The 25371-nt window shown below is 66.7% G+C and carries 23 protein-coding genes; 6 read left to right on the forward strand and 17 right to left on the reverse strand.

All coding sequences use genetic code 11. The features are described 5' to 3' along the window. The first annotated feature begins 169 nt into the window (after positions 1 to 169). Positions 170 to 1690, forward strand: coding sequence for a bifunctional metallophosphatase/5'-nucleotidase (locus JHD80_RS13260; protein ID WP_199087936.1), 1521 nt, complete (start codon positions 170 to 172; stop codon positions 1688 to 1690). After that, a complete protein-coding gene (gene ung / locus JHD80_RS13265; protein WP_199087938.1) occupies positions 1687 to 2385 on the forward strand; it encodes a uracil-DNA glycosylase in 699 nt (232 codons plus the stop codon). Before JHD80_RS13260 ends, ung begins: the two co-directional genes overlap by 4 nt. A 187-nt stretch (positions 2386 to 2572) precedes the next feature. Here the strand turns inward: ung and JHD80_RS13270 are convergent, their stop codons facing one another. The 7 genes from JHD80_RS13270 to JHD80_RS13300 all read right to left on the reverse strand — a co-directional run bounded on the left by JHD80_RS13270 (position 2573) and on the right by JHD80_RS13300 (position 11454). After that, a complete protein-coding gene (locus JHD80_RS13270; RefSeq protein ID WP_199087940.1) occupies positions 2573 to 3805 on the reverse strand; it encodes a phenylacetate--CoA ligase family protein in 1233 nt (410 codons plus the stop codon). 171 nt (positions 3806 to 3976) lie between these two features. Further along, complete coding sequence (locus JHD80_RS13275) at positions 3977 to 4822, reverse strand: ABC transporter ATP-binding protein (RefSeq protein ID WP_199087941.1); 846 nt, start codon at positions 4820 to 4822, stop codon at positions 3977 to 3979. Positions 4823 to 4889: 67 nt separating this feature from the next. Continuing rightward, positions 4890 to 6218, reverse strand: coding sequence for an ABC transporter substrate-binding protein (locus tag JHD80_RS13280; protein WP_199087943.1), 1329 nt, complete (start codon positions 6216 to 6218; stop codon positions 4890 to 4892). 104 nt (positions 6219 to 6322) lie between these two features. Then, positions 6323 to 7402 carry a branched-chain amino acid ABC transporter permease gene (locus JHD80_RS13285; RefSeq protein ID WP_199087945.1) on the reverse strand — a complete coding sequence of 360 codons (1080 nt, stop codon included), beginning with the start codon at positions 7400 to 7402 and terminating at the stop codon, positions 6323 to 6325. A 167-nt stretch (positions 7403 to 7569) separates the two neighbouring features. Next, the gene (locus JHD80_RS13290) at positions 7570 to 8484 is read right to left on the reverse strand and encodes a branched-chain amino acid ABC transporter permease (protein WP_199087989.1); all 915 of its coding nucleotides are present in this window, start codon (positions 8482 to 8484) and stop codon (positions 7570 to 7572) included. Positions 8485 to 8656: 172 nt separating this feature from the next. Continuing rightward, on the reverse strand, positions 8657 to 9472 hold the full coding sequence (locus JHD80_RS13295) for an ABC transporter ATP-binding protein (protein WP_199087947.1): 816 nt from the start codon (positions 9470 to 9472) through the stop codon (positions 8657 to 8659). Continuing rightward, a complete protein-coding gene (locus tag JHD80_RS13300) occupies positions 9469 to 11454 on the reverse strand; it encodes an AMP-dependent synthetase/ligase (RefSeq protein ID WP_465246522.1) in 1986 nt (661 codons plus the stop codon). Before JHD80_RS13300 ends, JHD80_RS13295 begins: the two co-directional genes overlap by 4 nt. A gap of 270 nt (positions 11455 to 11724) precedes the next feature. Between JHD80_RS13300 and JHD80_RS13305 the strand changes: the two genes are divergently transcribed. After that, complete coding sequence (locus JHD80_RS13305) at positions 11725 to 12123, forward strand: VOC family protein (protein WP_199087951.1); 399 nt, start codon at positions 11725 to 11727, stop codon at positions 12121 to 12123. 229 nt (positions 12124 to 12352) lie between these two features. On the opposite strand, the gene JHD80_RS13310 is transcribed toward JHD80_RS13305, so the two are convergent. From JHD80_RS13310 to JHD80_RS13320, 3 genes are all read right to left on the reverse strand, one after another. Further along, complete coding sequence (locus JHD80_RS13310; protein ID WP_199087954.1) at positions 12353 to 12625, reverse strand: hypothetical protein; 273 nt, start codon at positions 12623 to 12625, stop codon at positions 12353 to 12355. 3 nt (positions 12626 to 12628) lie between these two features. Next, positions 12629 to 13303 carry a Crp/Fnr family transcriptional regulator gene (locus JHD80_RS13315; protein ID WP_199087956.1) on the reverse strand — a complete coding sequence of 225 codons (675 nt, stop codon included), beginning with the start codon at positions 13301 to 13303 and terminating at the stop codon, positions 12629 to 12631. A 284-nt stretch (positions 13304 to 13587) separates the two neighbouring features. Continuing rightward, complete coding sequence (locus tag JHD80_RS13320) at positions 13588 to 17148, reverse strand: indolepyruvate ferredoxin oxidoreductase family protein (RefSeq protein ID WP_210339887.1); 3561 nt, start codon at positions 17146 to 17148, stop codon at positions 13588 to 13590. 309 nt (positions 17149 to 17457) lie between these two features. Here JHD80_RS13320 and JHD80_RS13325 point away from each other — a divergent pair, with 309 nt between their 5' ends. Both JHD80_RS13325 and JHD80_RS13330 read left to right on the forward strand, forming a co-directional pair. Next, positions 17458 to 18102, forward strand: coding sequence for a DUF1007 family protein (locus JHD80_RS13325; RefSeq protein WP_199087958.1), 645 nt, complete (start codon positions 17458 to 17460; stop codon positions 18100 to 18102). Further along, positions 18093 to 19115 (forward strand): nickel/cobalt transporter, encoded by a 1023-nt coding sequence (locus tag JHD80_RS13330; RefSeq protein ID WP_199087960.1) that lies wholly within the window; start codon positions 18093 to 18095, stop codon positions 19113 to 19115. Before JHD80_RS13325 ends, JHD80_RS13330 begins: the two co-directional genes overlap by 10 nt. 148 nt (positions 19116 to 19263) lie before the next feature. On the opposite strand, the gene JHD80_RS13335 is transcribed toward JHD80_RS13330, so the two are convergent. From JHD80_RS13335 to JHD80_RS13355, 5 genes are read right to left on the reverse strand one after another with little or no spacing between them, the layout of a single operon-like run. Beyond that, on the reverse strand, positions 19264 to 19647 hold the full coding sequence (locus JHD80_RS13335; RefSeq protein WP_248311541.1) for a nitrile hydratase accessory protein: 384 nt from the start codon (positions 19645 to 19647) through the stop codon (positions 19264 to 19266). Next, positions 19634 to 20293 (reverse strand): nitrile hydratase subunit beta, encoded by a 660-nt coding sequence (nthB, locus tag JHD80_RS13340; protein WP_199087963.1) that lies wholly within the window; start codon positions 20291 to 20293, stop codon positions 19634 to 19636. Before nthB ends, JHD80_RS13335 begins: the two co-directional genes overlap by 14 nt. Further along, on the reverse strand, positions 20290 to 20919 hold the full coding sequence (gene nthA, locus JHD80_RS13345; protein WP_199087966.1) for a nitrile hydratase subunit alpha: 630 nt from the start codon (positions 20917 to 20919) through the stop codon (positions 20290 to 20292). The genes nthB and nthA overlap by 4 nt, the downstream gene beginning before the upstream one ends. A gap of 12 nt (positions 20920 to 20931) precedes the next feature. Continuing rightward, positions 20932 to 22128 (reverse strand): amidase, encoded by a 1197-nt coding sequence (locus JHD80_RS13350; RefSeq protein WP_199087968.1) that lies wholly within the window; start codon positions 22126 to 22128, stop codon positions 20932 to 20934. 6 nt (positions 22129 to 22134) lie between these two features. Continuing rightward, positions 22135 to 23724, reverse strand: coding sequence for a gamma-glutamyltransferase family protein (locus JHD80_RS13355; protein ID WP_199087976.1), 1590 nt, complete (start codon positions 23722 to 23724; stop codon positions 22135 to 22137). A 133-nt stretch (positions 23725 to 23857) separates the two neighbouring features. Between JHD80_RS13355 and JHD80_RS13360 the strand changes: the two genes are divergently transcribed. After that, positions 23858 to 24097, forward strand: coding sequence for a hypothetical protein (locus tag JHD80_RS13360; protein ID WP_199087978.1), 240 nt, complete (start codon positions 23858 to 23860; stop codon positions 24095 to 24097). Between the two features lie 15 nt (positions 24098 to 24112). On the opposite strand, the gene JHD80_RS13365 is transcribed toward JHD80_RS13360, so the two are convergent. Together JHD80_RS13365 and JHD80_RS13370 are read right to left on the reverse strand one after the other, a co-directional pair. Next, positions 24113 to 24478: a DUF1850 domain-containing protein gene (locus JHD80_RS13365; protein ID WP_199087980.1), complete on the reverse strand. Its 366-nt coding sequence runs from the start codon at positions 24476 to 24478 to the stop codon at positions 24113 to 24115. Next, the coding region (locus JHD80_RS13370; RefSeq protein WP_199087982.1) for a TRAP transporter large permease subunit at positions 24475 to 25371 on the reverse strand (897 nt) is incomplete at its 5' end. The genes JHD80_RS13370 and JHD80_RS13365, both read right to left, overlap by 4 nt.

The raw sequence follows: 25371 nt of genomic DNA on the forward strand, positions 1-25371 counted from the left end.
CTTGACCTCGTGATTTAGACGAGTTCGCGCTTTCGTCCAGCCTCGAAACTCTCCGAACGCCGAGGTGCGACATCGCTGCCTTTCCCACGTTCCTGCACGCCGTGCTCTGGCCAGCGCATCCCAGCTCTTGCTAGTCTGGAGCCGTTCTCGAAACACAGGGGCGCCCGCCATGACGAAGCTCACCCGCCGCAAGGCTCTCGGCGTGCTGGCCGCGCCGGCGACGCTGGCCGCGACCGCCCCGGCGGCGATGGCCCAGCAGCCGGCGCCGAGCTTCACGCTGCTGCTGGTCAACGACATCTACAAGATGAGCGACGACAAGGGCCGCGGCGGCTTCGCGCGCGCCGCCGGCATCGCCAAGGCCGAGCGGGCCAAGGGCGTGCCGGTGCTGTTCTGCCATGCCGGCGATTGCTACTCGCCCTCGCTGATGTCGGGCTTCGACCAGGGCGCGCATATCGTCGCGATGCAAAACAAGATGGGTCTCGACGTCTTCGTGCCCGGCAATCACGAATTCGATTTCGGCAAGGAGAACTATCTCAAGCTGACGGCGGCGCAGACCTACCCGACCTTCGCCGCGAACCTGCGCGACGCCGGCGGCAACGTGCTGCCCGGTCACAAGGATTCGCAGATCTTCGAACTTGGCGGCATCAAGGTCGGCGTCATCGGCACGACCTTCGACCCGACGCCGCAGCTCTCGAATCCCGGCGACCTGAAATTCTCCTCGACGATGGAGGCCCTCAGCCGCGAGGCCAAGGCGCTGAAGGGGCAGGGCGCCGACATCCTCGTCGCGGTCGTGCATGCCGACCGGAAGATGGACTATGAGATCGTCCGCTCGCGCGTGGTCGATATCGTGCTCACCGGCCACGACCATGACCTCGCCATCGCCTATGACGGCAAGGTCGTGATGGTCGAGTCGAACGAGGAGGGCAATTACGTCACCGCGATCGACATCGCGGTCAGCGTCAAGGGCGAGGGCGCGGCCCGTCAGGTCTCGTGGACGCCGACCTTCCGGGTCAACGATTCCCGCGCGGCGACGCCGGACCCGGATGTTGCGGCGATCGTGAAGGGCTATGAGAGCGAGCTGTCGAAGGAGCTCGATGTCGACATCGCGACGCTGGCGGCGCCGCTCGATTCCCGCACCGGCGTCATCCGCACGCAGGAAACCGCGATCGGCAACCTGATCGCCGACGCGATCCGCGCCGCGACCGGCGCAAAGCTCGCCATCACCAATGCCGGCGGCATCCGCGCCAACAAGCAATATGCCGCCGGGCAGAAGCTGACGCGCCGCGACGTGCTGAGCGAATTGCCCTTTGGCAATGCGACGGTGATGGTGGAGATCACCGGCAAGGACGTGAAGGATGCGATCGAGAACGGCCTGCGCGATGCGCCGCAGGGCGCCGGCCGCTTCCCTGTCGTCTCCGGGCTCACGTTCGAGGCCGATCTCAAGCAGCCGCAGGGTTCGCGCGTCACCGCGGTCACGGTGGACGGCAAGCCGATCGATCCTGCTGCCAAATACACCGTGGCCTCCAACAACTTCATGCTGGAAGGCGGCGACGGCTATACGGCGCTGGGCCGCGGCCGGACGCTGGTCGGCCTCACCGACGGCAAGCTCATGGCCAATGAAGTGATGGTCTATGTCCGCAGGCTCGGCACGGTCGATGCCAGGGTCGAGGGCCGGGCGGTCCTGAAGTGAGTTGCAGCGCGGCGCTTGCGGCCTTCCTGGCGAGCGAAACTTCAACGGGCTGGCGTGAGCTGCCGGTTTTCGCCTCAGCCGGAGCCGCTGCGCGCGCCTGTGCGGCCGTCGATGCCGAGCGGATGGCCGGTCATGTCGTTGCGCCGGCGCCGGAGCGCGTCTTCGCCGCGCTGGCGTTGACGCCGCTCGACAAAGTCAGGGCTGTGATCCTCGGACAGGACCCCTATCCGACGCCGGGCCATGCCAATGGGCTCGCCTTCTCCTATGTCGGCCCGCCGCCACTGCCGCGTTCCCTCGTCAACATCTACAAGGAGCGGGCGGAAGACCTGACCGAGCCTGCGCCGGCCGATGGCGACCTGACCCGCTGGGCGAAGCAGGGCGTGCTGCTGCTCAACACCGCGCTGACGGTGCGCGAGGGGGCGAGCAAGGCCGGTTCGCATCTCTCGCTCGGCTGGGGGGCGGTGACCGATGCGGTGATCGCAGCGGTCTCGCGTGAGCGGCCGCATGTCGTCTTCCTGCTCTGGGGCAATCCGGCACAGGCGAAGCGACCCCTGATCGACGAGAGCCGGCATCTGGTCATCGCCAGCGCCCATCCCTCACCGCTCTCGGCGCGGCGCGGCTTTTTCGGCTCGAAGCCGTTCAGCCGGGCGAATGCCTGGCTGGAGGGGCAGGGGGAGCAGGCGATCGCGTGGTGAAAGGCGCGGGGAACCCTCTCCCGGAGGGAGAGGGCAGGGTGAGCGGTAGGCCCTTGGACACCGTAGCCGTGATCTAACCGCCGCTGTTGCGGTCCGGGCGAGCCAAACCGTCCAACGGCCTACACCTCACCCCTACCCCTCTCCTTACAGGAGAGGGGATCCCGCGCTTTTTATCGAGGCGCTCGCATCACCCCACCGGCCGTTCGTCGGCGATGACCTTGCCGTCGTTCGGCAGCGCGCCGAGCGGCAGGATTTCGACCGCGCCCTTCAGCTTGGTCACCTGCTGCAAGGTCGAGGAGACCGCGTCGACGAAGCCGGCCGGTTCGGCGTAGATCTCGGCCTTCAGCGTCATCGTGTCGGTCTCGTTGGCGCGGCCGACAACGAGGCGCAGTTTGGCGATTTCGGCGTGGCGCTTGGCGATCTCCGCGACCTGTTCGGGCCGCACGAACATGCCCTTGATCTTGGCGGTCTGGTCGGCGCGGCCCATCCAGCCCTTGATGCGGGTGTTGCTGCGGCCGCAGGCGCTCTGGCCCGGCAACACGGCGGTAAGATCGCCGACGGCGAGCCTGATCTGGGGATGATGCGGGTCGAGATTGGTGATGACGACCTCGCCGACCTCGCCCTCGGGCACGGGATCGCCGGTACCCGGACGGACGATCTCGACGATCAGGTTCTCGTTCAGCACCATGCCTTCGCGGGCCGAGGTCTCATAGGCGATGACGCCGACATCGGCGGTGGCATAAAGCTGGTATGCGTCGATGCCGCGTTCCCGGACCCAGGCCTGGAGCGAGGGCGGGAAAGCGGCGCCGGAGACGACCGCGCGCTTTATCGAGGAGATGTCGACGCCGCGCGTCTGCGCCGCCTCGATCAGGATCTTCAGGAAATCCGGCGTGCCGGCATAGCTGCTCGGCCGGTAGGCCGAGATCACCTCCATCTGCTGCTCGGTATTGCCGGGGCCGGCCGGGATCACGGCGCAGCCGAGCGCGCGAGCGGCGGAATCCATGATGAAGCCGCCGGGCGTCAGGTGATAGCTCAGCGTGTTCAGGACGATGTCGCCCGGCCGGAAGCCGGCAGCATAAAGGCCACGCGCGGCGCCCCAGGCGTCGGTCGCGGTGCCTTCCGGCTCGAAAATCGGGCCGGGCGAGGTGAAGAGCCGGCCGAAGGAACCGGGCGCTGCCGCGACGAAGCCGCCGAAGGGCAGCGCCGCTTTCTGCAAGGCTGGGAGGTCCGCCTTGCGCAGGATCGGCAAGCTTGCCAGCGCCTTGCGGTCGGTGATGGTGGCGGGATCGATACCGGCGAGCCGCTCGGCATAGGCCGGCGCCTTCATGGCCGCTGCCAGCACTGCCGGCAGACGGGCGAAGAGATCGGCCTCGCGCGCGGCAGGCGAACGGGTTTCGAGCGCGTCGTGGTGCTCTGTCATCAAAGCGTCCTCAGGTCACCTGCAAACCAGCGTGGTCATCCCGGGCGAAGCGAAGCGCAGACCCGGGATCCATGCCTGAACTCTTATCGGCAATGCTCCGGCATGGATCCCGGATCGGCGCGGCTCCGCCGCTTGTCCGGGATGACACGGCCAAGGAGACAATGCGCCCTGCTAGGACAGCCAGCGCTTGCGGCGCTTGTAGCTCTTCACCTCGCGGAAGGACTTCTTGTTGCCCTCGGCGACGCCGAGATAGAATTCCTTCACGTCCTCGTTCTCGCGCAGCATCTTCGCCTCGCCGTCCATGACGACGCGGCCGGTCTCCATGATGTAGCCGTAGGTGGCGTAGCGCAGCGCCATGTTGGTGTTCTGCTCGGCGACCAGGAAAGAGACGCCCTCGTCGGCATTGAGCCGGCGGACGATCTCGAAGATCTCCTCGACGATCTGCGGGGCAAGGCCCATCGAGGGCTCGTCGAGCAGGATCATCTTGGGGTTCGACATCATGGCCCGGCCGATGGCGCACATCTGCTGCTCGCCGCCGGAGGTGTAGCCGGCCTGCGATGTCCGCCGCTGCTTCAGGCGCGGGAACAGGGTGTAGATCTTCTCGAGGTCGCGCTTGATCGCGGCATTGCCGTCGCGGCGGGTGAAGGCGCCGGTGAGCAGATTCTCCTCAATCGAGAGATGGCCGAAGCAGTGCCGGCCCTCCATGACCTGGATACAGCCGCGCCGGACCAGCTCGTTCGGCGACATCTTGTCGACCCGCTCGCCGTCGAAGACGATCGAGCCCTTGGTGACCTCCCCGCGCTCGGCCTTGAGCAGGTTGGAGATCGCCTTCAGCGTCGTGGTCTTGCCGGCGCCGTTGGCGCCGAGGATCGCGACGATGCCCTGGCGCGGCACGGTGAGCGAGACGCCCTTCAGCACCAGCACGACATGGTCGTAGATGACCTCGATATTGTTGAGCGACAGGATGGTGTCGCTCGCGGTCGTTGCGGCTGGTTTTTCGAGGGTGGCGGTCGACATCGGCCTCTCCCGGGCAATCGGTATCGAAGGGTGCCGGCGGCGGGAGCCGCCGCCGGCTATCGTCAGATCAGGACGACTTCTCGCAGGGCTCGGTGCGCTTGGGCCAGTTGCCGGCCTTCTCGACGTAGTCCTTGGCGTTGGACTCGATCAGCGGCCGGACCTCGTCCTTCAGGGGCTCGACCCAGTCGCCCTTCTTGGTCCACTTGGTGCCGTCCCATTCCGAGACGAACATCTTGCTGTGGCCGGAATGGTCGGTACAGGAGATCGCGGTCGGGGTGACGAAGCCGCCCAGCCCGATCTCCTTGAGGCGCGCCTCGGTCAGGTTGAGCGATTCCAGGCCGCGGCGCATGTCCTGCGCATCGATCACCTTCTTGCCGGTGAGCTTCTGCGCGTTGCGGATGCCCTCGACGACGAGCATCGCGTTATAGACGCCGCGATTGTAGAGGGCCTCGCCGACCTTCTCCTTCGGCGTCGTGCTCTTGCCCTTGTCGACCACGAATTTCAGGATGTCCTTCATCGCGGGCGCCTCGGTGCCGGCGAGCGTCCAGCTCAGCGAAGAGTAGCCCTTGGCCTGTTCGCCGCCTGCGCGGGCATCGTCATCGCCGCCGGCCCACCAGACGCCGACGAACTTGTTCATCGGGAAGTTGTTCTTGGCGGCTTCCTTGACCGCGGTCGGGTTCATCGCGCCCCAGCCCTGGTTGTAGAGATAGTCCGGCCGGTCGCGGCGGATCGAGAGCCAAAGCGAGCCCTGGTTCTGCATGTCGGCGGCGGCCACCGGATAGAGCTTCAGCTCGAAGCCGTATTTCTTGGCGAGATTCTCGAGAACCGGGATCGGCTCCTTGCCGAAGGGCGCGTCGAGATGGATCAGGCCGAGCTTCTTGCCCTTGAGCTTGTCCATGCCGCCGAGCTCGGCCGCCATGTGCCGGACCATGACGGAGGCGCCGTCCCAATAGGTGAAGGGCGGAATGAAGACCCAGGGGAAGTTGGTGCCGTCGGCCGAGGAGGACAGGCCGTAGGCCATCGACAGGATCGGGATCTTGTCGACATGGGCGCGCGGGATCGCGGCCAGCGTCGCGCCGGTCGACCAGGGGGAGTAGACGATGGTGTTCTTCGACTTCGCCTGCTCGTAGCACTCGATCGACTTCTTGGTGTCGTAGCCGGTCTCGCATTCCTCGTAGATGACCTTGACGCCGTTCACGCCGCCGTCGCGCTCGTTGATCATCGTGATGTAGTCGCGCATGCCGTCGCCGATCGGAATCCCCGAGCCCGAGAACGGGCCGGTGCGATAGGCGTTGTTGGCGAAATAGACGCTGTCCTGCGCCATGGCCGGGGCAAGCGCGCCGGCGGCGAACAGGGCTCCGAGCGCGGCACCCTTCAACAGATTGCTGGTCTTCATGGACTTCCTCCGTTCGTTTCCTCCCGACCAGACTGCTGTCGGATCGGTCTTTATCCGCCGGCGCTTCACTGTCGCCGGTCGTTTCTTGGGTCCGTCCCCCAGCCTCAGTAAGGGAAGGGCCACGTCCGCAATTTCTGCTTCCCGATCTGCCAGAGCCTGGCGAGGCCGTGCGGCTCGACGATCAGGAAGGTGATGATCAGCGCGCCGACCAGCATGAAGGTGACATGCTCGGCGGCCGCGCCCTGGATCGGGATGCCCAGCGCCGGCAGGCCGAATTTCAGCGCCGTCGGCAGGATCGAGAGGAAAGCCGCACCGAAGAACGAGCCGATCAGGGAGCCCAGGCCCCCGATGATGACCATGAAGAGGATGTTGAAGGAGAGGCGGATCGAGAACACGTCCGCCGCCTCGCCGCCGCCGTACCAGAGGAAGATCATCATCGCGCCGGCGACGCCGCAGAAATAGGAGGAGACGGCGAAGGCCATCAGCTTGGCGTTGAGCAGCTTGATGCCCATCAGCTCGGCGGCGATGTCCATGTCGCGCACCGCCATCCAGGAGCGGCCGAGCTTGCCGTGGACGATGTTGGAGGCGAACCAGGTCAGCACCACGACGAGGCCGAGGCAGACGAAATAGCGCGTCTCGGGAGTCGCTGCAGCGCCGGTCAGGGGAATGTCGAAGAGCGTGCGCTGCGGCACCTCGATCGCGCCCGAGGCATTGTAGTTGAACAGCCAGGGCACGCGCACGAAGGCCCATTGCAGGAAGAACTGCGCGGCGAGCGTCGCTACGGCGAGGTAGAAGCCCTTGATGCGCAAGGAGGGCAGGCCGAAGAGCACGCCGATCCCGGCCGAGAACAGGCCCGACAGCAGGATCAGCACGATGATGTTCACGCCCGGGAAGAGGGTGGTGAGCTTGTAGCAGCTATAGGCGCCGACGCCCATGAAGGCGGCGGTTCCGAGCGAGATCAGCCCGGTATAACCAGTGAGGATGTTGAGCCCGATCGCCGCCAACGAGAAGACGAGGAAGGGGATCATCACCGAGGCGATGAAGAAGTCGCTGCCCAGGAAGGGGATCGCGACGAGAGCGATCGCCAGAATGACGGCGATGCCGATTCGATCTTCTTTGAGGGGGAAGACCGCCATGTCGCTGGCGTAGCTGGATTTGTATTGGCCGGCCTCGCGGTAGAGCATCGCTTACACCGTCATTCCGGGGCGACGCGCAGCGTCGAGCCTGGAATCCATGAACATTGTCGGTTGCGAGGAGGTCACGGCCGTGCCGGTGCGACCTGCGGTTCTGGGTTCCGGGCTCAGGCCCGCGGCCTGCCCCGGAATGACGGCGAGGTTCGTGCGCATCGCCATCAGATCCTCTCGATGATCTTGTCGCCGAACAGGCCCTGCGGCCGGAACAGCAGGAAGCCAAGGGCGATGAAATAGGCGAGCCAGCTCTCGATGCCGCCGCCGATCAGCGGGCCCCAGTAGAACTCGCCGAGCTTCTCGCCGATACCGATGATCAGGCCGCCGACGATGGCGCCGGGGATCGAGGTGAAGCCGCCGAGGATCAGCACCGGCAAGGCCTTCAGCGCCACGATCTCCAGCGCGAATGAGACGTCCGAGCGGGCGCCCCACATGATGCCGGTGATCAGCGCGACGATGCCGGCGGTGAACCAGACGATGACCCAGATCTGGTTGAGCGAGATGCCGACCGAGAGCGCCGCCTTGTGGCTGTCGGCGACGGCGCGCAGCGCACGACCGATGCGGGTGTACTGGAAGAAGGCGGCGAGCGCCGCGATCATCAGCGAGGCGATGAGGGCGGCGGCGATGTCGATCTTCTGCAGCGAGACCAGCCCGCCGAGGATCTGCAGATCGAGCGCGCCCTTGGGCAGGTAGAGCTGCTCGGCGATCATCTGCTTGGGATTGCCGCCGAAGAGCGCCTCGCCGAAGCCGATCAGGAAATAGGTGATGCCGAAGGTCGCCATGAACAGGATGATGTCGGGCTGGTTCACCAGCGGGCGCAGCACAACGCGCTCGATCGTCACGGCGAGAGCGAACATCACGCCCAGCGTGATGATGACGGCGAGGAAGGCCGGCACGCCCTTCTCGTAGAGGCCGACCAGGGTCAGCGCCGCGAACACCACCATGATGCCCTGGGCGAAGTTGAAGACGCCCGACGCCTTGAAGATCAGCACGAAGCCGAGCGCGATCAGGGCGTAGAGTACGCCGGATACGAGCCCTTCCCAGACCGTCTGCACCAGCAGGTCCGGTGCCTGGACCATCTGCTGGAACGGATCGACGACAATCGCATAGAGCGTGTTGGAGGTGTCGAGCCGGACGCCGATCGCGAGCGCTGCAACGATCGCCGCGACGATCAGGCCAAACTTGACCAGCGGGCTGGCGAGGAGGTTCGGGGCGGGGCGGGTGGCGATGTCGCTCATGTCTCCACGCTCCTCAATGCGCCACGCCGAGATAGGCGTCGATGACCTTCTGGTTCGCCTTGACCTCGTCAGGCGTGCCGTCGGCGATCTTGCGGCCGTATTCGAGCACGACCACGCGGTCGGACAGGTCCATCACCACCCCCATGTCGTGCTCGATCAACGCAATGGTGGTGCCGAACTGGTTGTTCACGTCGAGGATGAAGCGGCACATGTCCTCCTTCTCCTCGAGGTTCATGCCGGCCATCGGCTCGTCGAGCAGGAGCAGCTCAGGCTCCATGGCGAGCGCGCGGCCGAGCTCGACGCGCTTCTGCAGGCCGTAGGGCAGCTTGCCGACCGGCAATTTGCGGATGTGCTCGATCTGCAGGAAGTCGATGATGTCCTCGACGACGCGGCGATGCGCGATCTCCTCCTGCATCGCCGGGCCATGGCGCAGCGCCTGCCAGAAGAAGCCCTTCTTCATCTTGAGCGTGCGGCCGGTCATGATGTTGTCGAGCGTCGACATGCCCTTGAACAGCGCGACGTTCTGGAAGGTGCGGGCGATGCCGCCGGCGGCCGCGCGATGCGGGCGCATCTTGGCGCGACGCTCGCCCTTGAAGACGATCTGGCCTTCCTGCGGCTGGTAGAAGCCATTGATGCAGTTCAGCATCGAGGTCTTGCCGGCGCCGTTGGGGCCGATGATGGCGCGGATTTCGCCCTTGCGGATGTCGAAGGAGACGTCAGTGATCGCCTTCACGCCGCCGAAGCGCAGCGAGATGTTCTCGACCGAGAGCAGGATCTCGCCCTTGGCGCGGATCGGGGTGCCGGTCACGTTGATCGGTTCCGCGTTCATGCCGCCTTCGCCGATGACGGCGCCCCCTCGACCGCGGCGGGATAGAGCTTGGCATCGCGGACCTTGACGCGGGCCGCGATCACGCCCTTGCGGCCATCCTCGAAGGTGACTTCGGTCGAGATGTCGGCGGCGTCCGAGCCGTCATAGAGCGCGGCGACCAGGGGGGCGTAACGCTCGGCGATGAAGCCGCGGCGGACCTTCTGGGTGCGGGTCAATTCTCCGTCGTCGGCGTCGAGTTCCTTGTGCAGAATCAGGAAGCGCTTGATCTGCGCGCCGCCCATCATCGGCTCCGAGGCGAGCGAGCGGTTCACCTCGTCGACATGTTTTGCGATCATGTCATAGACGAGATCGTGGCCGGCGAGCTCCTGATAGGAGGCATAGACCACGTTGTTGCGCTCGGCCCAGTTGCCGACGGCGATGAGGTCGATGTTCAGCGCGACGGTCGCGTAGTCGCGGCCCTGGCCGAAGGCGACGGCTTCCTTGATGTTCGGATAGAACTTGAGCTTGTTCTCGATGTATTTCGGCGGGAACAGGTCGCCGCTCGCGAGCTTGCCGACATCCTTGGCGCGATCGATGATCTTCAGGTGCCCGCCATCGTCGAAGAAGCCGGCGTCGCCGGAGCGAACATAGCCGTCGGCGGTCATGGTCTCCGCGGTCTTGTCGGGGTCCTTGTAATAGCCGCCGAAGATCGAGGGCGAGCGGTAGAGCACCTCGCCATTGTCGTCGATGCGGATCTCCACCATCGGGGCGGGCTTGCCGACCGTGTCGGCCTTGATCTCGCCGTTCGGCTGCATGGTGATGTAGACCCCGGCCTCGGTCTGGCCGTAAAGCTGCTTCAGGTTGACGCCGATCGAACGGTAGAAGCGGAAGAGCTCGGGGCCGATCGCCTCGCCGGCGGTGTAGCCGACCTTGATATTGGTCAGGCCGAAGCGGTTCCGTAGCGGGCCGTAGACCAGGAGGTCGCCGAGCTTGTAGAGCAGCCGGCCCTTCAGCGGCACGCTCTCGCCGTTCAGGATCTGCTCGCCATAGCGCTTCGCGACATCCAGGAAATAGTGGAACATCTTCCGCTTCAGCGCGCCGGCATCCTCCATGCGGACCATGGTCACGGTCAGCATGTTCTCGAAGACGCGCGGCGGGGCGAAGGCATAGGTGGTGCCGACCTCGCGGCGGTCGTCGATCACCGTATCCGGGCTTTCCGGGCAATTGACGCAGAAGCCAGCCAGCATCGCCTGCGCATAGGAGAAGACGTGGTCGCCGACCCAGGCGATCGGCAGATAGGCGATGACCTCGTCGGTCTCGTTCAACCCATCGAAGCCGCAGCCGATCTCGGCGGCGATCAGCACGTTGTAATGGCTGAGCATCACACCCTTGGGGCGGCCGGTCGTTCCGGAGGTGTAGAGGATGATGCCGAGATCGGAGCCCTGGCCCTGCTCCATCTCGCGGGCGAGCGCAGCTTCCGCCTGCGGGTCCTTCAGCGCCCGGCCACCCGCCGCGATCACCGTCTCGATGGCGTGGAGCTTGCCGTGGTCGTAATCGCGCAGGCCCCGCGGTTCGTCATAGAGCATGTGCCGGAGATGCGGCAGGCGATCGGCGATGGAGAGCAGCTTGTCGACCTGCTCCTGGTCCTGGACCACGGCGAAGACCGCCTCGGCATGGTCGAGGACATAGGCCATCTCCTCGGCGACGCCGTCGGCATAGACCGGGACGGGAATGGCGCCGATCCACTGCGCCGCGCACATCGACCAGTAGAGCCGCGGCCGGTTCTGCCCGATGATCGCGACCTTCTCGCCGCGCTTCAGGCCGAGATCTGCCAAGCCCTTGGCGAAGTTGCGGACGTGCTCCGCGACCTCCGCCCAGTTCCAGGACTGCCAGATGCCGAGATCCTTGTGGCGGAAGGCAACGCGCGAGGCGCGCTCCCGTGCATTGCGCAACAGCAATTTCGGAAAGGTATCCGCCTGGCCGGCGGTGCCGCTTGCCACGATTGCGTTCTCCCTGTCGAGCCGCCATGCGTCGTGGCGACTTCCGCGGGCCGGTTTCCGGCCTCGTTCTCATGCAAGACTTGCAGGCGGCCATCATCTTCGCAAGGACCCGCTTGACAGACAATTCGCCTTTTGGTGACTATTGTCCCGCCGAAGTTTGCTTCTCACGCAGATGTGTTGCGTGGCTTTTTGCTTCGGCCCTGATTTTCCTCACGAATTCGGCAGATTGAATCGGCGGGCAGGGCCGTGCCTGCGGCGATGGCGAACCGACTCATGCTTCATCATCTGTCTTTCGGCGTTTCCGATATCGAGCGCGCCTGCGCCTTCTACGACGCCGTGCTGGCGCCACTCGGCTATGTCAGGGTCTGGCAGGATCTGCGGCCGGGCGAAGCCGGGCAGGCGGTCGGCTATGGCGTAGCCGGCGGGGGCGACAAGCTCGCGCTGAAGCACAGGCCGGAGGGGCAAAGGCCGCCGGGGCCGGGCTTCCATCTCGCCTTCGCCGCGCCGGATCGCGGGGCGGTCGACCGGTTCCATCAAGCGGCACTTAGCCATGGCGGGCTGGACAATGGCGCGCCGGGACTGCGCGCGCATTACGGGCCGCATTACTACGCGGCTTTCGTGGTCGATCCCGACGGCCATGCGATCGAGGCCGTGTTCAACGCGCCGGTATAGTGCTGTCGGGAATTACACGCGTCATCCCGGGCGACCGCAGGTAGACCCAGGATCCATGCCGGAGCGCTTCCGGTCAAGGCTCAGACATGGATCCCAGCTGTTCGCAGCGCTCCGGCCGGGATGAGCGCGCTTTTGTCGGAGCGTGCGGTGTTCTTGAATGGTCGCTCAACGCCGTTGCCCGCCACTCCGGACGATGGCGGGCTGTTCAACGCGGCGTGATCGCTGGCAATTAGCGACCGCGCGAGGCCTCGCGGCTGGACGTACCGTCACGTTCATGCCGGTCGGCGCGCACCTTCACCGGCTGGCAGGCATGGAAGGGATCGAGCCAGTTGCCCCAGAGGCGCCGAGCGATCTCCGACTGAACGGCGGCGTATTCGGTAATCTGGTCGTTGACCCGTTTCGTCATGAGTTCGAGGAGGCCAAACATGGCGGCGGTTCCTTTCTCAGCCTGGGCTGTTCGGGAGAAGGAACGCGCGAAACGCGATTTGGTGCCCTGCAGCAATTTTCAACCTTCGTAGCGGGCGAGCCTGTCGAGGTCGCGGATGGTGACGCTGCCATGGCCGAGCTCGATCAGGCCGAGATCGGCGAGCTTCGCCAAGCCCTGGTTCGCCATCTGGCGCGAAATGCCGGCGAGCATGCCGAGCTCCTCCTGCGAGATCGCCAGCGTGCGGCCGAGATCGGGGTAGAGGATCGGGTTGAACAGCCAGGCGAGATTGCGGGCGAGGCGCCCCGTGGAATCCAGCGTGCGCTCGGTCTCGGCCAGCGAGATGAACTGGGCAAGGCGCTCGTTGAACTGGTGCACGAGGAAGCGATTGAACGCAGCCGAGTGCTCGAACAGCCAGAGGAAGGTCGAGCGCCGCATCAGGGCGAGCCGGGTCTCGCGCAAAGCCACCAGCTCGTAGCGGCGCGGCTCGGCCTTGATCACGGTGCCCTCGCCGAACCAGGCGCCGGAGCGCATGCCGGCGAGCGTCGCGGATTTCCCGGTCTTCGAGGTCGTCGCCATCTTGACCAGCCCATCGGCGACGCCGGTCCAGGATTCCAGCCGGTCGCCGACATGGCAGATCGAAGCGTTTTTGCCGTAGGTCTTGAAGGAGATGCCGCGCCGCGCCTCCTCGAACTCGGCCTCCGACAGGTCGCGGGACCAGGAGGCGATGGCGCGCAGTTCCTCGGGGGTGATCAAGGCGGCGGTTATCCGGGTTGGCGGCGGCGGGCGACAGTATGGGCTGCGAGGGCAATCGGACTCAAGTTGAACCAAAGAGGCGCGGATAGCGACGGGCGGGCGCGAGCAAGACGGAAAGGCGTGGGAAACCCTCTCCCATAGGGAGAGGGCAGGGTGAGGGGTAGGCCGCTGACCGAATTGGCTCTGAGATGGTCGCTGCGCAGCGGTGAGGATCAGCGCAACTGGTCCAACGGCCTTCACCTCACCCCTGCCCCTCTCCTTATAGGAGAGGGGTTCCCCGCGTTCTATTCGGCAGCCTGGGGCAGAGTTGATGCCGTGGAAGCGCCATCCCGCAACCGCACCAGCAGCGCCGCCTCTTCCGCCTTCGCTGCTTCCAGATGCCGTTCCTTGACATGGCCGAAGCCGCGGATCTTTTCAGGTATCGCGGCCAGCGCGACGCAGAGCGCGTGGTTCTCCGGCGACAGCCGCGTCAGCAGCTCGTTCAAGAGCGCCTCGTAATCGGCGATCAACCGCCGCTCGGTGCGGCGCTCCTGCGTGTAGCCGAAGAGGTCGAAGGCGGTGCCGCGCAGACCCTTGAGCTTCGCCAGCACCGAGAAGGCGCCCATCATCCAGGGACCGAAGCTCATCTTGCGCGGCAGGCCCGTGTTCGGATCGCGCCTGGCCAGGAGCGGCGGGGCGAGGTGGAACTCGTAGCGTAGCGGTTTGCCGTCGCTTTTACCGGCCTCGAAAGTCGCCGCGACCTGCTTGCGGAAGGCGCCGTCGCTGTAGAGCCGGGCGACCTCGTATTCGTCCTTGTAGGCCATCAGCTTGAAGAGGTTGCGGGCGACGGCCTCGCTGAGCGTCGTCTGGCCGGGCATGACTGCAGCTTCGCGCGTCTGCACGCGGGCGACGAGATGACGGTAGCGCGCGCCATAGGCCGCGTTCTGATAGGCGGTGAGGAAGGCGACGCGGCGTTCGATGATCTCGTCCAGCGTCTGCGAAAGCTGGCGCGCCGGCGTCGCGGCTTTGCTCTGCGAGAGGAGACCGGCCAGCGCTTGCGGATCATGCGCGGCGCGGCGGCCGAGCTCGAAAGCCTGCCGGTTCATGGCGACGGCCTCGCCATTGAGCTCGATCGCCTTGAGCAGCGCCTCGCGCGAGAGCGGGACGGCGCCGAGCTGCCAGGCATGGCCAAGCATGAACATGTTGGCGGCGATGGCATTGCCGAGGAAAGCGACGGCCGCCGCCGTCGCATCGATGAAATGCGTCTGCTCGCGGCCGGCGGCCCCCAGGATCGCGCGCTTCAGGCGCTCGGTCGGCAGCGAGAAATCGGCATTGCGGGTGAAATCGCCCGGCAGGCTCTCGGCCGTGTTGACGATGACGGTGCCGCGTTCGGGCCGGATCGCGCCGAGCACCTTCTTCGAGCCGGTGACGGTCAAGTCGCAGCCGAGCACGAGATCGGCCTGTCCGGCGGTGACGCGGATGGCGTGGATATCGTCCGGATGCGGCGCGAGCTTCACATGGCTGAAGACGGCGCCGCCCTTCTGGGCGAGGCCGGCCATGTCGATCATGCCGCAGCCTTTGCCTTCGAGATGCGCGGCCATGCCGAGGATCGCGCCGATGGTGACGACGCCGGTGCCGCCGACGCCGGTGACGATCACCGCGAAGCTGCGATCGAGCGCCGGCACGACAGGCTTGGGCAGTTCGCTATCGCCGAGCGTCGAGGCATCGAGCCGGAGCGGATCGGCCTTTTTCGGCTTGGCGCCGTGGACGGTGACGAAGGACGGGCAGAAGCCCTTCACGCAGGAAAAGTCCTTGTTGCAGTTCGACTGGTCGATCTGGCGCTTGCGGCCGAATTCGGTCTCCAGCGGCTGGACCGAGACGCAGTTCGACTGCACGCCGCAATCGCCGCAGCCCTCGCAGACGAGCTCGTTGACGATCACGCGCTTGTCCGGATCGGGATAGGCCCCGCGCTTGCGCCGCCGGCGCTTCTCGGTGGCGCAGGTCTGGTCGTAGAGCAGGAGCGAGACGCCTGAGACCGTGGCCAGCTCGCGCTGGACGGCGTCGAGCTCGTCGCGATGGTGGAGCGTGGTGCCGGCCGGCCATTGCGTTCCGGCTGCGTATTTGTCGGGGTCGTCGCTGACGACGGCGATGCGGCTTACGCCCTCGGCCGCGACCTGCCGCGCCATCTGGTCGGGCGAGAGATGGCCTTCCGCCTGCTGGCCACCGGTCATCGCCACCGCATCGTTATAGAGCAGCTTATAGGTGAGGGTGACGCCTGAAGCGACCGCCCAGCGGATCGCGAGCGAGCCGGAATGGGTATAGGTGCCGTCGCCGAGATTCTGGAAGACATGGCCGCGCTTCGAGAACGGCGCCTCGCCGATCCAGTTCGCGCCTTCGCCGCCCATCTGGGTGAAGCCGGCGGTATCGCGGTCCATCCACTGCACCATGTAGTGGCAGCCGATGCCGGCATAGGCGCGCGAGCCCTCGGGCACGACGGTCGAGGAATTATGCGGGCAGCCCGAGCAGAAATAGGGCGTGCGCGTGGCGATCTCCTGCGCTTCGTCCAGGCGGCCTTGCGCGGCGGCGATCTCTTCCAGCCGGGCGCGCAGGGCGGGATCGTCGCGGTATTGCAGCAGGCGGCCGGCGAGCGCGATGGCGATATCGTTGGGGTCGAGCGCGCCATGGACGGGGAAGAGCCAGTCGCCGTTCTCGTCCTTCTTGCCGATCACCATCGGCTGGTGCTTGGCGCCGTAGAGCTCCTCGCGGACCTGGACCTCGATCAGCGAGCGCTTCTCCTCGACCACCATGATCAGGTCGAGGCCTTCGGCGAAGGCCTTCAGCTCGGCCGGATCGATCGGCCAGGGGCAGGCGAGCTTGAACAGGCGGATGCCGAGGTCATTGGCGCGGACCTCGTCGATGCCGAGATCGACCAGGGCCTGCTGCACGTCGAGATAGGATTTGCCGACGGTGGCGATGCCGATGCGCGGCGCCTTGCCGCCCTTGGTGACGATGCGGTTCAGCTTGTTGGCGCGCAGATAGGCCAGCATCGCATCGCGCTTGTAGAGATGCATCCGGCGTTCCTGCTCGACGAAATCGAGCTCGCGGCGGATGGCGAGGCCGCCTTGCGGCGGAGTGTAGTCGGTCGGCGTGACGATGGTGACGCGATCGAGCGAACCATCGATCGAGGCGGTCGATTCGATGTTGTCCTTGACGCACTTGATGCCGACCCAGACCGAGGCGAAGCGCGAGAGCGCGATGCCATGCAGGCCGTAATCGATAATCTCCTGCACGCCGGCCGGGTTCAGGATCGGCATCATCCGGTCGACCAGCACGAATTCGGTCTGATGGGCGTTGGTCGAGGATTCAGCCGTGTGGTCGTCGCCCATCAGGCAGATCACGCCGCCCTTGGGATCGGTGCCGGCCATGTTGCCGTGGCGGAAGACGTCGCCGGAGCGGTCGACGCCCGGGCCCTTGCCGTACCAGAGGGCGAAGACGCCGTCGTGCTTTCCCTCGCCGCTCAGGCCCGCCTGCTGCGTGCCCCAGATCGCGGTGGCGGCGAGGTCCTCGTTCAGGCCTGGCTGGAAAACGATGTTCGCGGCCTTCAGGGGCTTGGATGCCCGCATCAACTGCTGGTCGAGCCCGCCGAGCGGGGAGCCGCGATAGCCGGAGACGAAGCCGGCGGTGTCGAGCCCGGCCCGGCGGTCGCGCTCGCGCTGCATCAGCAGCATGCGGGCGACGGCCTGGGTGCCGGTGAGGAAGACGTCCCGCTTCTCAAGGTCGTACTTGTCGTCGAGCGCGACTTCGCGAAGGCCGATCTGGCGCTGCGCGCCTGCCTCGGTGTCGGATTTCCGCGGTATCTCGGCCATGTTCGGCCTCCCGGATCGTCGTTCCCGCCGACGGGCCGGTGGTCCCGGCCTCATGCTTCGCCGTCTGCGCAGCGAATATGTCAGCAAAGCTGACATATCGGCCGGAGGCGGTCAATTGATCTGGTATCATTCCAGTTTTCGCAGCCCGGTCCAGCGATTTGCGGGAACGGCTGTTGCGCGTGCCGCGGGAGGCGCCGCGATTTGGCCCTGTTTGGCGGAGATGGCTGTTGTGGTCGTCGCATCCCCGTCACGGTCGTTGACGATCGCTTCACCATGATCCACCCAAGCGGGATCACGGAGGTTTCGCCTTTGACGCGACGCGCATCTCTGACGGCCCTCGCCGGGCTCCTGCTGGCGGTCCTTGCGGCCGGGCCGGCGGCTGCGCATCCGCATGTCTTCGTCGCGGCCAAGGCCGAGATCGTCTTCTCCGCCGATGGTTCGGTGCAGGCGATCCGGCACCACTGGAGCTTCGACGAGGCCTATTCGGCCTATATCACCCAAGGCCTCGACAAGAACGGCGATGGCAAGCTGACCTCGGAAGAGCTGGCCGAACTCGCCAAGATCAACGTCGAATCGCTGCCCGATGTCGAGTTCTTCACCGCCGCCAAGCTCAACGGCCGCAAGCAGGAATTCGGCACGCCGGGCGAGCAGGTCATGTCCTTCGACAACAAGGTGCTGACGCTGGTCTTCACGCTGCCGTTGAAGACCCCGGCCAAGGCGCGCTCCTTCGGTATCGAGATCGGCGACCCCACCTATTTCGTCGCCTTCGACATCGTCGATGCACCGGATGCGGTGGTGACCAAGGGCGCGCCGCAGGGTTGCGTCGTGCGGGTCAACCGCCCGCCCAAGCTCGACGATGCCACGCAGAAACGCCTCGCCGAAGCCGACATCACCGCGACGCCTGATGTCAGCGGGCTCGAAGTGACGACACGGGCGCTGGTGGCATGTCCGTGACAGCAACCGAGACGGCACGCCCGACCGGTGCGGCTCTTTCGCGGCGGCTGATCGCCTGCGCGCTGGCGCTGCTTCTGGTCGGGGGCGTGGTCGCGCTGATCGCCTTCCTGATCGCGAGCGTGAGCCCGCCTCCGCCGCCTCCACCGCGCAATCCTTTCGGCACGGCCCTGCCGCGTGAAGCGCTGCCGTCGACCACCGGCTTCGGCGCCGTCTTGATCGCCTGGCAATCGAGTTTCTATCGCGAGCTGACGGCGACATTGAAGGCGATCTCGACCGCGCCCGGCGCGCTCTGGGGCCTTCTCGGGCTCTCCTTCGGCTATGGCGTCTTCCATGCGGCCGGGCCCGGCCACGGCAAGGCGGTGATCTCCGGCTATATCGTCGCCGATAATCGCAGCCTGAAGCGCGGGCTGGCTTTGAGCTTCGCGGCGGCGCTCCTGCAGGCCATGGTCGCGATCGCGATCGTTACGGTCGCGACGCTGCTGATGCGGGTGACCGCGATTCAGATGAATGCGGCGACCACGGTGATCGAGCAGGGCAGCTTCCTGCTGGTCGCACTGGTCGGGTTGCTGATGCTCTGGCGGAAGTCGGGCGCATTGATGCGGCTGGAAGCCGGCGGGGCGCATGATCCTGCGGCTTGCGACCATGTCCACATGCCCGATGCCGAGCAGGGCTCGCGGCTCTCTGGCTGGCGCGACATGGCCGGCGTCGTCGTCGCGGCTGGGGCCCGGCCCTGTGCGGGGGCGCTGATCATCCTCGTCTTCGCCAATGCGCAAGGGCTGTTCTGGGCCGGCATCGCCGCGACCTTCGCGATGGCGTTGGGCACTGCAATTACTACCGGGGCGCTCGCAGCCTTCGCGGTGTTCTTCAAGTTCGCGGCGCTGAAATTCGCTGGTGGCGGCAGCGTGCGCTCGGCCCGGTTGATCGCGGGGCTCGAATTGTTGGCGGCCGCCTTCGTCGCCGTGCTGGGCGCGGCACTGTTCACCGGTCTCTGGATCGGCGGGATGGGGAGCTGAAGCGGTTCGGTTCGGTACAGAGCCTCGCCGTCATCCCGGACAAGCGACGTAGTCGCGTAGATCCGGGATCCATCGTAGAGCATGGAGCCTCACGATGGATCCCGGGGCAAGCCCGGGATGACGGCGGAGGTTCTGGCGCTCCTGCCTGCTAACGCAGCGGATCGTTCTCCAGCAGGATCGGCTTGCCATGCGGCGTCGCCTCGGCGGCGCGGGCCCAGGAGGCGGCGAGCGCGTCGACGCCTTCATAGGAGGCGAGCCCCTTTTCGATCAGCAGATGCTCCAGCGCTTCGCACCAGCGCTCGTAGTAATCCGAACCGTCGCGGCAGCCTCCGGCGGCCAGCGCCTCGCGGATTTCGGCTCCGAGCGCCTGCGCCCATTCATCGGCGGTGAAGACACCCTTGTTCTGGAGTTCGACGACCAGTGCGAAGGCCTGGGCCTGCCAGGGCTCGGCGAAGATCGGGCCCTCGGCATCGCGCGGGATCGGCGTGTCGGCGGCGAGCGCTGCCGCCAGATCGGTCTCAGGCCGGCTCAAGATAGCTCTCCCAGGCCTCGATGCTGACGGTTGAGGTTGGGTCGGCATCGCGGCCCCAGAGCTCGCGGCCATCGAAGACGACCGTGTAGAGCCATTGCGCCGCCTCGGGCTGCCCCTGCGCGCCCGTATCCGGGAAGACATGGCAGCCGACGATGCGCTCGACCACTCCGGTCTTCCCGCGAGCGTAGCGCGGCAGGCGGGTGTGGTGCTGCGGGTGCATCACGATGGTGCGGACCTTGTCGCCGACCGCGAAGCGCGCGGGGGCCTTGGCCTCGCGCTCATAGGGGAAGCCGCGGCGCAGCACGCCCGCGACCTCTTCGCCCTTGAGCACGCGCTTGGGCTCGCGGCGTTCGGGGGTCGGCTTGCCGGTCGCGAGTTCGTCGGCGCTCAGGAAGCCGTGCCTGACCAGCACCTTGTCGAGCGCGGCCAGCCAGATCTCGTAATAGGTCGAGGAGAGATATTGCGCCGGCGGCAGGCTTTCGCGGGCATGGCGAATCTCATCGATGCTCCAGGCGCCCATGGCGCCGGCCGCGACATTGATCGCGAGCACGCGCTTCTCCCAGTCGCCATGGAAGACCGGCTCGTTCGGCTCGGGAAGGACGGGGCCGAAACCCATCTGGCCGCCGAGATCATGGGCGCTGTTCATGCGGCGTCCTCCACGCGCGGCAAGCCGGTGCCGATCATCGAATCGCGCGTGACGATGCTGGCGAGCTTCTCCTCGCTCCAGCCTTCAGTACCGGCGGGGCGCATCGGGATGACGATGAAGCGGGTCTCGGCCGTCGAATCCCAGACGCGGATGCGCTGGTTCTCCGGCAGCGTCACGCCGAAATCGGCGATCGTGCCGCGCGGGTCGATCACGGCCTTGGCGCGATAGGGCGGGGATTTGTACCAGACCGGCGGCAGCCCGAGCACCGGCCACGGATAGCAGGAGCAGAGCGTGCAGACGATCAGGTTGTGCTGCTCGGCCGTGTTGAAGCAGGCGACGATATGCTCGCCGCCGCGCCCGCCATAGCCGAGCTCGGCAACCGCGGCCGTGCCGTCCGCCTTCAGGCGTTCGGCGAAGGCCGGGTCGGTCCAGGCCCTGGCGACGATGCGGGCGCCGTCGCGCGGGCCGATCTTCGTCTCGTAGGTGTCGATGATCGCGTCGAGCGCGGCCGGGTCGACATAGCCCTTCTGGACCATCAGCGTTTCCAGCGCCTTCACCCGCGCCTCGATGGCGGTGAAGTGGTTATCGTGGTGGTGGTCGTGATCGTGGTGGTGATGTCCGCTCATGGCGGTCTCCTCTCAGGCGATCCGGATGCGGGCGGCGCGCTCGTAGCGCACCGCGAAGGCGACGAGCGAACGGTCGGAGCCCTTCGGCCCGATCAGCGACAGGCCGAGCGGGGCCCCCTCGCGTTGCGCCACGGGAATCGTGACCTGCGGGAAGCCGGAGAGGCCGGCAAGGCAGAGCAGCCGCAATGCCCGGTTGCGGAAATCCTCCAGCTCGGATTCCTTCGCTGCGATCAACGGCGCGACGTCCGGCATGGTCGGCAGGATCAGCACGCCGTCCTGCCCGAGCAGGCGCGAAAGCCGGGTGCGGAAGGATTTCCGGGCGGCTTCGCCCTTGGCGTATTCCGCGTCGGTCACCGCCTTCGAGAAGGCGAACCGTTCCTTCACGCCCGGCCCGAGCGGGGGATTGAAGCGCTCGATCATCGGCCCGTCCGACAGCCAGGCTTCGCGCCCCTGGATCCAGCGGAAGGCCCAGTAGAGCGCATCGAGATCGCGCGCGAGCTTGACGCCTTCGGGCTGGCCGAGCGCGGGAATCGTGCGCTGCACGACATTGCGCAGGATCGTCTCGGCCTCGGGCACGGCCTGGGCGAACATGTCGTCGGCCATGAGGAGGCGCGGCATTTCCGGCAGTTCGGTCTTGTCGGGGCCGAACAGGACATTGGCGACGCGGGCGAAGATATCGCCGTCACGGGCGAACCAGCCGGGCGTGTCCAAGCTTTCCGCCAATGGCCAGGCGCGCTTTAGCGAAAGCCGACCATGGCTTGGCCGGATGCCGAAGAGGCCGCCATAGCTCGCGGGAGCGCGCACCGAACCGCCGGTGTCCGAGCCCAATGCGATATCGGCGAGGCGCCCGGCCACCGCCGCCATCGAGCCGCAGGAGGAGCCGCCGGTGATGCGGTCCGGCGCGGCTGGATTGATCGGCGAGCCGAAATGCGCGTTCTGGCCGTTGAGCGAGAAGGCGAGCTCGTCGGTATGGGTCTTGCCGACGAAGCGGGCGCCGGCCTGGAGCAGATCCTTCACGATCGGCGCCGTCTTGGTCTTGATGCCGGACTGCGCCAGCACCAATGGCGAGCCGGCCCCGGTCGGGTAGCCCTTGATGTCGAAGAGGTCCTTCACGGCCAGGGTCAAACCGGCGAGCGGGCCGGCGACGGCGTGTTTCACGGGGGCGTCGGGATAGGGCACGAAGCAGCGGAACGGATCGTCGAAAGTCATCTGGCGTCAGATCCCCCTGGAATCGCCGTCGGAACGCGGATCATGCACGGCTTCGACATGGCCTTTCGCATGCTTCACCAGCATGCCGGCATGGCCGAAGCCCTCGGAATAGGCGAGGCCGCTCTCCTCGACCGGATGGCCGGCGGCATCGAGCCTCTCGAGCAGAGCGGCATCGAAGCGGCTTTCGAACTTGAGGCTGGTCGAGCCCGCGCCCCAAGTCTTGCCGAAGAGCCAGCGCGGAGCATCGACCGCCGTGGCGAGGTTCTGGCCGGCGCGATAGCGCGTCAGGATTTGGGCCTGGAACTGGGGCTGGCCGTCGCCGCCCATCGCGCCATAGGGCAGGACGCGATCGTCGTCGAAACGCGCCAGAGCCGGATTCAGCGTGTGGAAGGGCTTGCGACCGGGCCTCAGCGGGTTGGCGGCGTTCCGGTCGAGCGAGAAGGAGACGCCGCGATTCTGCCAGTGGATGCCGGTGGCAGGCAGCACGCAGCCAGAGCCATATTCCCAATAGATCGACTGGATATAGGAAACGGCGAGGCCTTTGCCGTCGATCGCGCCCATCCAGACCGTGTCGCCGTCGCCATGGCGCAGCGGCAGCTTCGCGGCCCGTTTCATGTCCACGGCCGCCGCCTCGCGCAGCAGGGCGGCATCGCTCAGGAAATCGGCGGGCGGGTGATCGAGCTCGGCCGGGTCTGTTACATAGCGGTCACGGATGGCGAAGGCGCGCTTCGTCGCCTCGATCAGCCCGTGATGATGCTCGAACGAATCGAGCCTCGCCTCGCCGAGACGCTCGAAGATGCCGAGGATCATGAGCGAGGCCAGCCCCTGCGTCGGCGGCGGCAGATTGGCGACGGTGAGACCGGGGAGCTTCAGCGTCAACGGGACGACGGATCGCGCCCGATAGCGTGCGAGGTCGGCGCGGGTGACCGGCGCGCCGATGCGTTCGAGATCGGCGGCGATCTCGCGGCCGACATCGCCGCGGTAGAAATCCTCCAGCCCGGAATGGCCGAGCTGCTCCAGGGTGGCGCCGAGCGCTTCCGGCCGGCGGCGCGCACCGGGCTTGGGCGGGGCGCCGTCGATCCAGAAGGTCGAGAGAAAGCCGGGCGCGGCCTTCAACTCCTCCAGTTCGTTCGGCTTGTTGCCGCGCTCGGAATCCGAGACCGCATAGCCCTCGCGGCAATGGCCGATCGCGTCCAGCAGCACATCGCGCAGCGGCATGCGCCCACCGAGGGAGCGCGAGAGATCAAGCGCGAGCTGCCAGCCAGCGAGGGCGCCCGCGACGGTCAGCGCCGCTTCCGGGCCGCGCGCGGGAATGGCGTCATAGCCCTTGCCGCGATAGTGCTCGATCGTGGCCAGCGAACCGGCCGGGCCGCAGGCCTCGATGCCATGCAGCCGCCCGCCGGGCTCATGCACCAGCCAGAAGCCGTCGCCGCCGATGCCGTTCATATGCGGATAGACCACCGCGATCGTCGCGGCCATCGCGACCATCGCCTCGATCGCGTTGCCGCCTTCGGCCAGGATAGCCCGGCCCGCCTCGGAGGCGAGGCGATGAGGGGCCGCCACGGCGGCGGAGGCGAAGACGGGCGTATCGAGCATCGGGACTTTTCAAGCGCGGAGGTCGTGCCCATCTGGGCGATGGGCGCGAATTTGTTGCATGGGGCGGCAAGCTCCGCTAGGTGCGTGGAGCGCATGGCCGCGCAAGGCGGCCCGCGCGTGAAGGAAGGACAGCATGGCCGGACGGCACACCAACTGGCGCAACCTGATCATGGTCACCTCGTTCGGGATCCTGATCGCCGTCGAGCTTTTCGGCGTGGCGCTTGCTGCCGGCTGGGCTTTGGCCGGCCTGTTCGAGCTCGGCACCATCTTCGAATACGTCATGATGGCGATCTTCTCGGTCTTCGCCGCCTACGGCATGCTCAACCTGATGCGCCGCATGCTCAAGATCGAGCATCTGACCGAGGTCGATTGAGGCCTTCGGTCCTCTTCACTCGCAGATTTTCAACGTGACCGGATCGGCGTCCGCCGGGACATAGTCGCCCATCGCACGACAACCTGAGGCTGTGCAGATGCGCCAGTCGGCGGTCGCGCCGGAACGCCGCATGACGACCTCTTTCAGAGGCGGCAGGGCCGGGCGCCAGCGCCAGAAACCGTCCACGAGCTTCGCGCCGTCGGGCGGGTCCATGCCAGCGCCGGAGCCCTCGATCCGCGCCTCGACGATCTTCAGTCCGGCGGGCGTCTCCCGCCAGACCTCCTCCCAGAGCGTCTTCTGCACCGAATGGCGCCAGCCCAGCGTGATCTCGCCCCGGCCGAGCGCGACGACCAGCGCGCCGGCTGCGAGGCACAGGCTCATGCCGCGGCGGTCTCGGCCTTGCGTGCCGCGAGCCAGTGCCGGAGCACGACGGCCGCCGCCAGTGCGTAGCCGAGCGGGTCGCTATAGGCGAACTCGCCGAAGAGCAGCACCGCCGCACCGAAGCAGAGCACGCGTTCGAGGATCGTGAGCTTGCCGAAGAGGTAGCCGATCGCGACCATGCCGAAGAGGCCGATGGCGATCGTCGCCTTGAACATGGCGTAGACCACGGCCGGCCAGAAGCCGATGACGTTCGCCATCGGGTCACCCGGTTGCAGCATCAGCGCCGGGGAATAGACGGCGATGAAGGGGATGACGTACCCGGCGAGCGCGACGCGCATCGCCTCCCAGCCGATCTTGTCCGGGTTCTCCTTGGCGATCGGCGCTGCGGCGAGCGCTGCCAGCGCCACCGGCGGCGAAAGGTCGGCCATGATGCCGTAGTAGAAGGCGAACATGTGGCTGACGATCAGCGGCACGCCGAGCTTTTCCAGCGCCGGTGCGGCGAGCGCGGCGACGATGATATAGGTCGGGATCGTCGGGATGCCGGTGCCTAGCAGGATCGACAGGATCATCGTCAGGATCAGCGCCAGGAACAGGCTGTGCTGGCCGAGCCCGATGATCCAGGCGCCGAAGGTGGTGCCGATGCCGGTCTGCGTCATCAGGCCGATGATGGTGCCGACGATGGCGCAGGCGATGCCGACCGGAAGCGCCGTCTTGGCGCTGTCGGCGAGCGCGTCGCGGCTGACGGCCAGCGTCGTGCGGCCGCCCAGCGTGAAGGCATTCGCGAGGATCAGGACCGCGATCAGGCCGGCGACGATGCGGATATCCATGCCTTCGCGGAAGAGAGCGGTGGCGATCAGCCCGAGCCCGACCCAGAAGATCACGCGTAGCGTCTG

It is taken from the genome of Allobosea sp. ASV33, assembly GCF_016428755.1.
GTDB lineage: Bacteria > Pseudomonadota > Alphaproteobacteria > Rhizobiales > Beijerinckiaceae > Allobosea.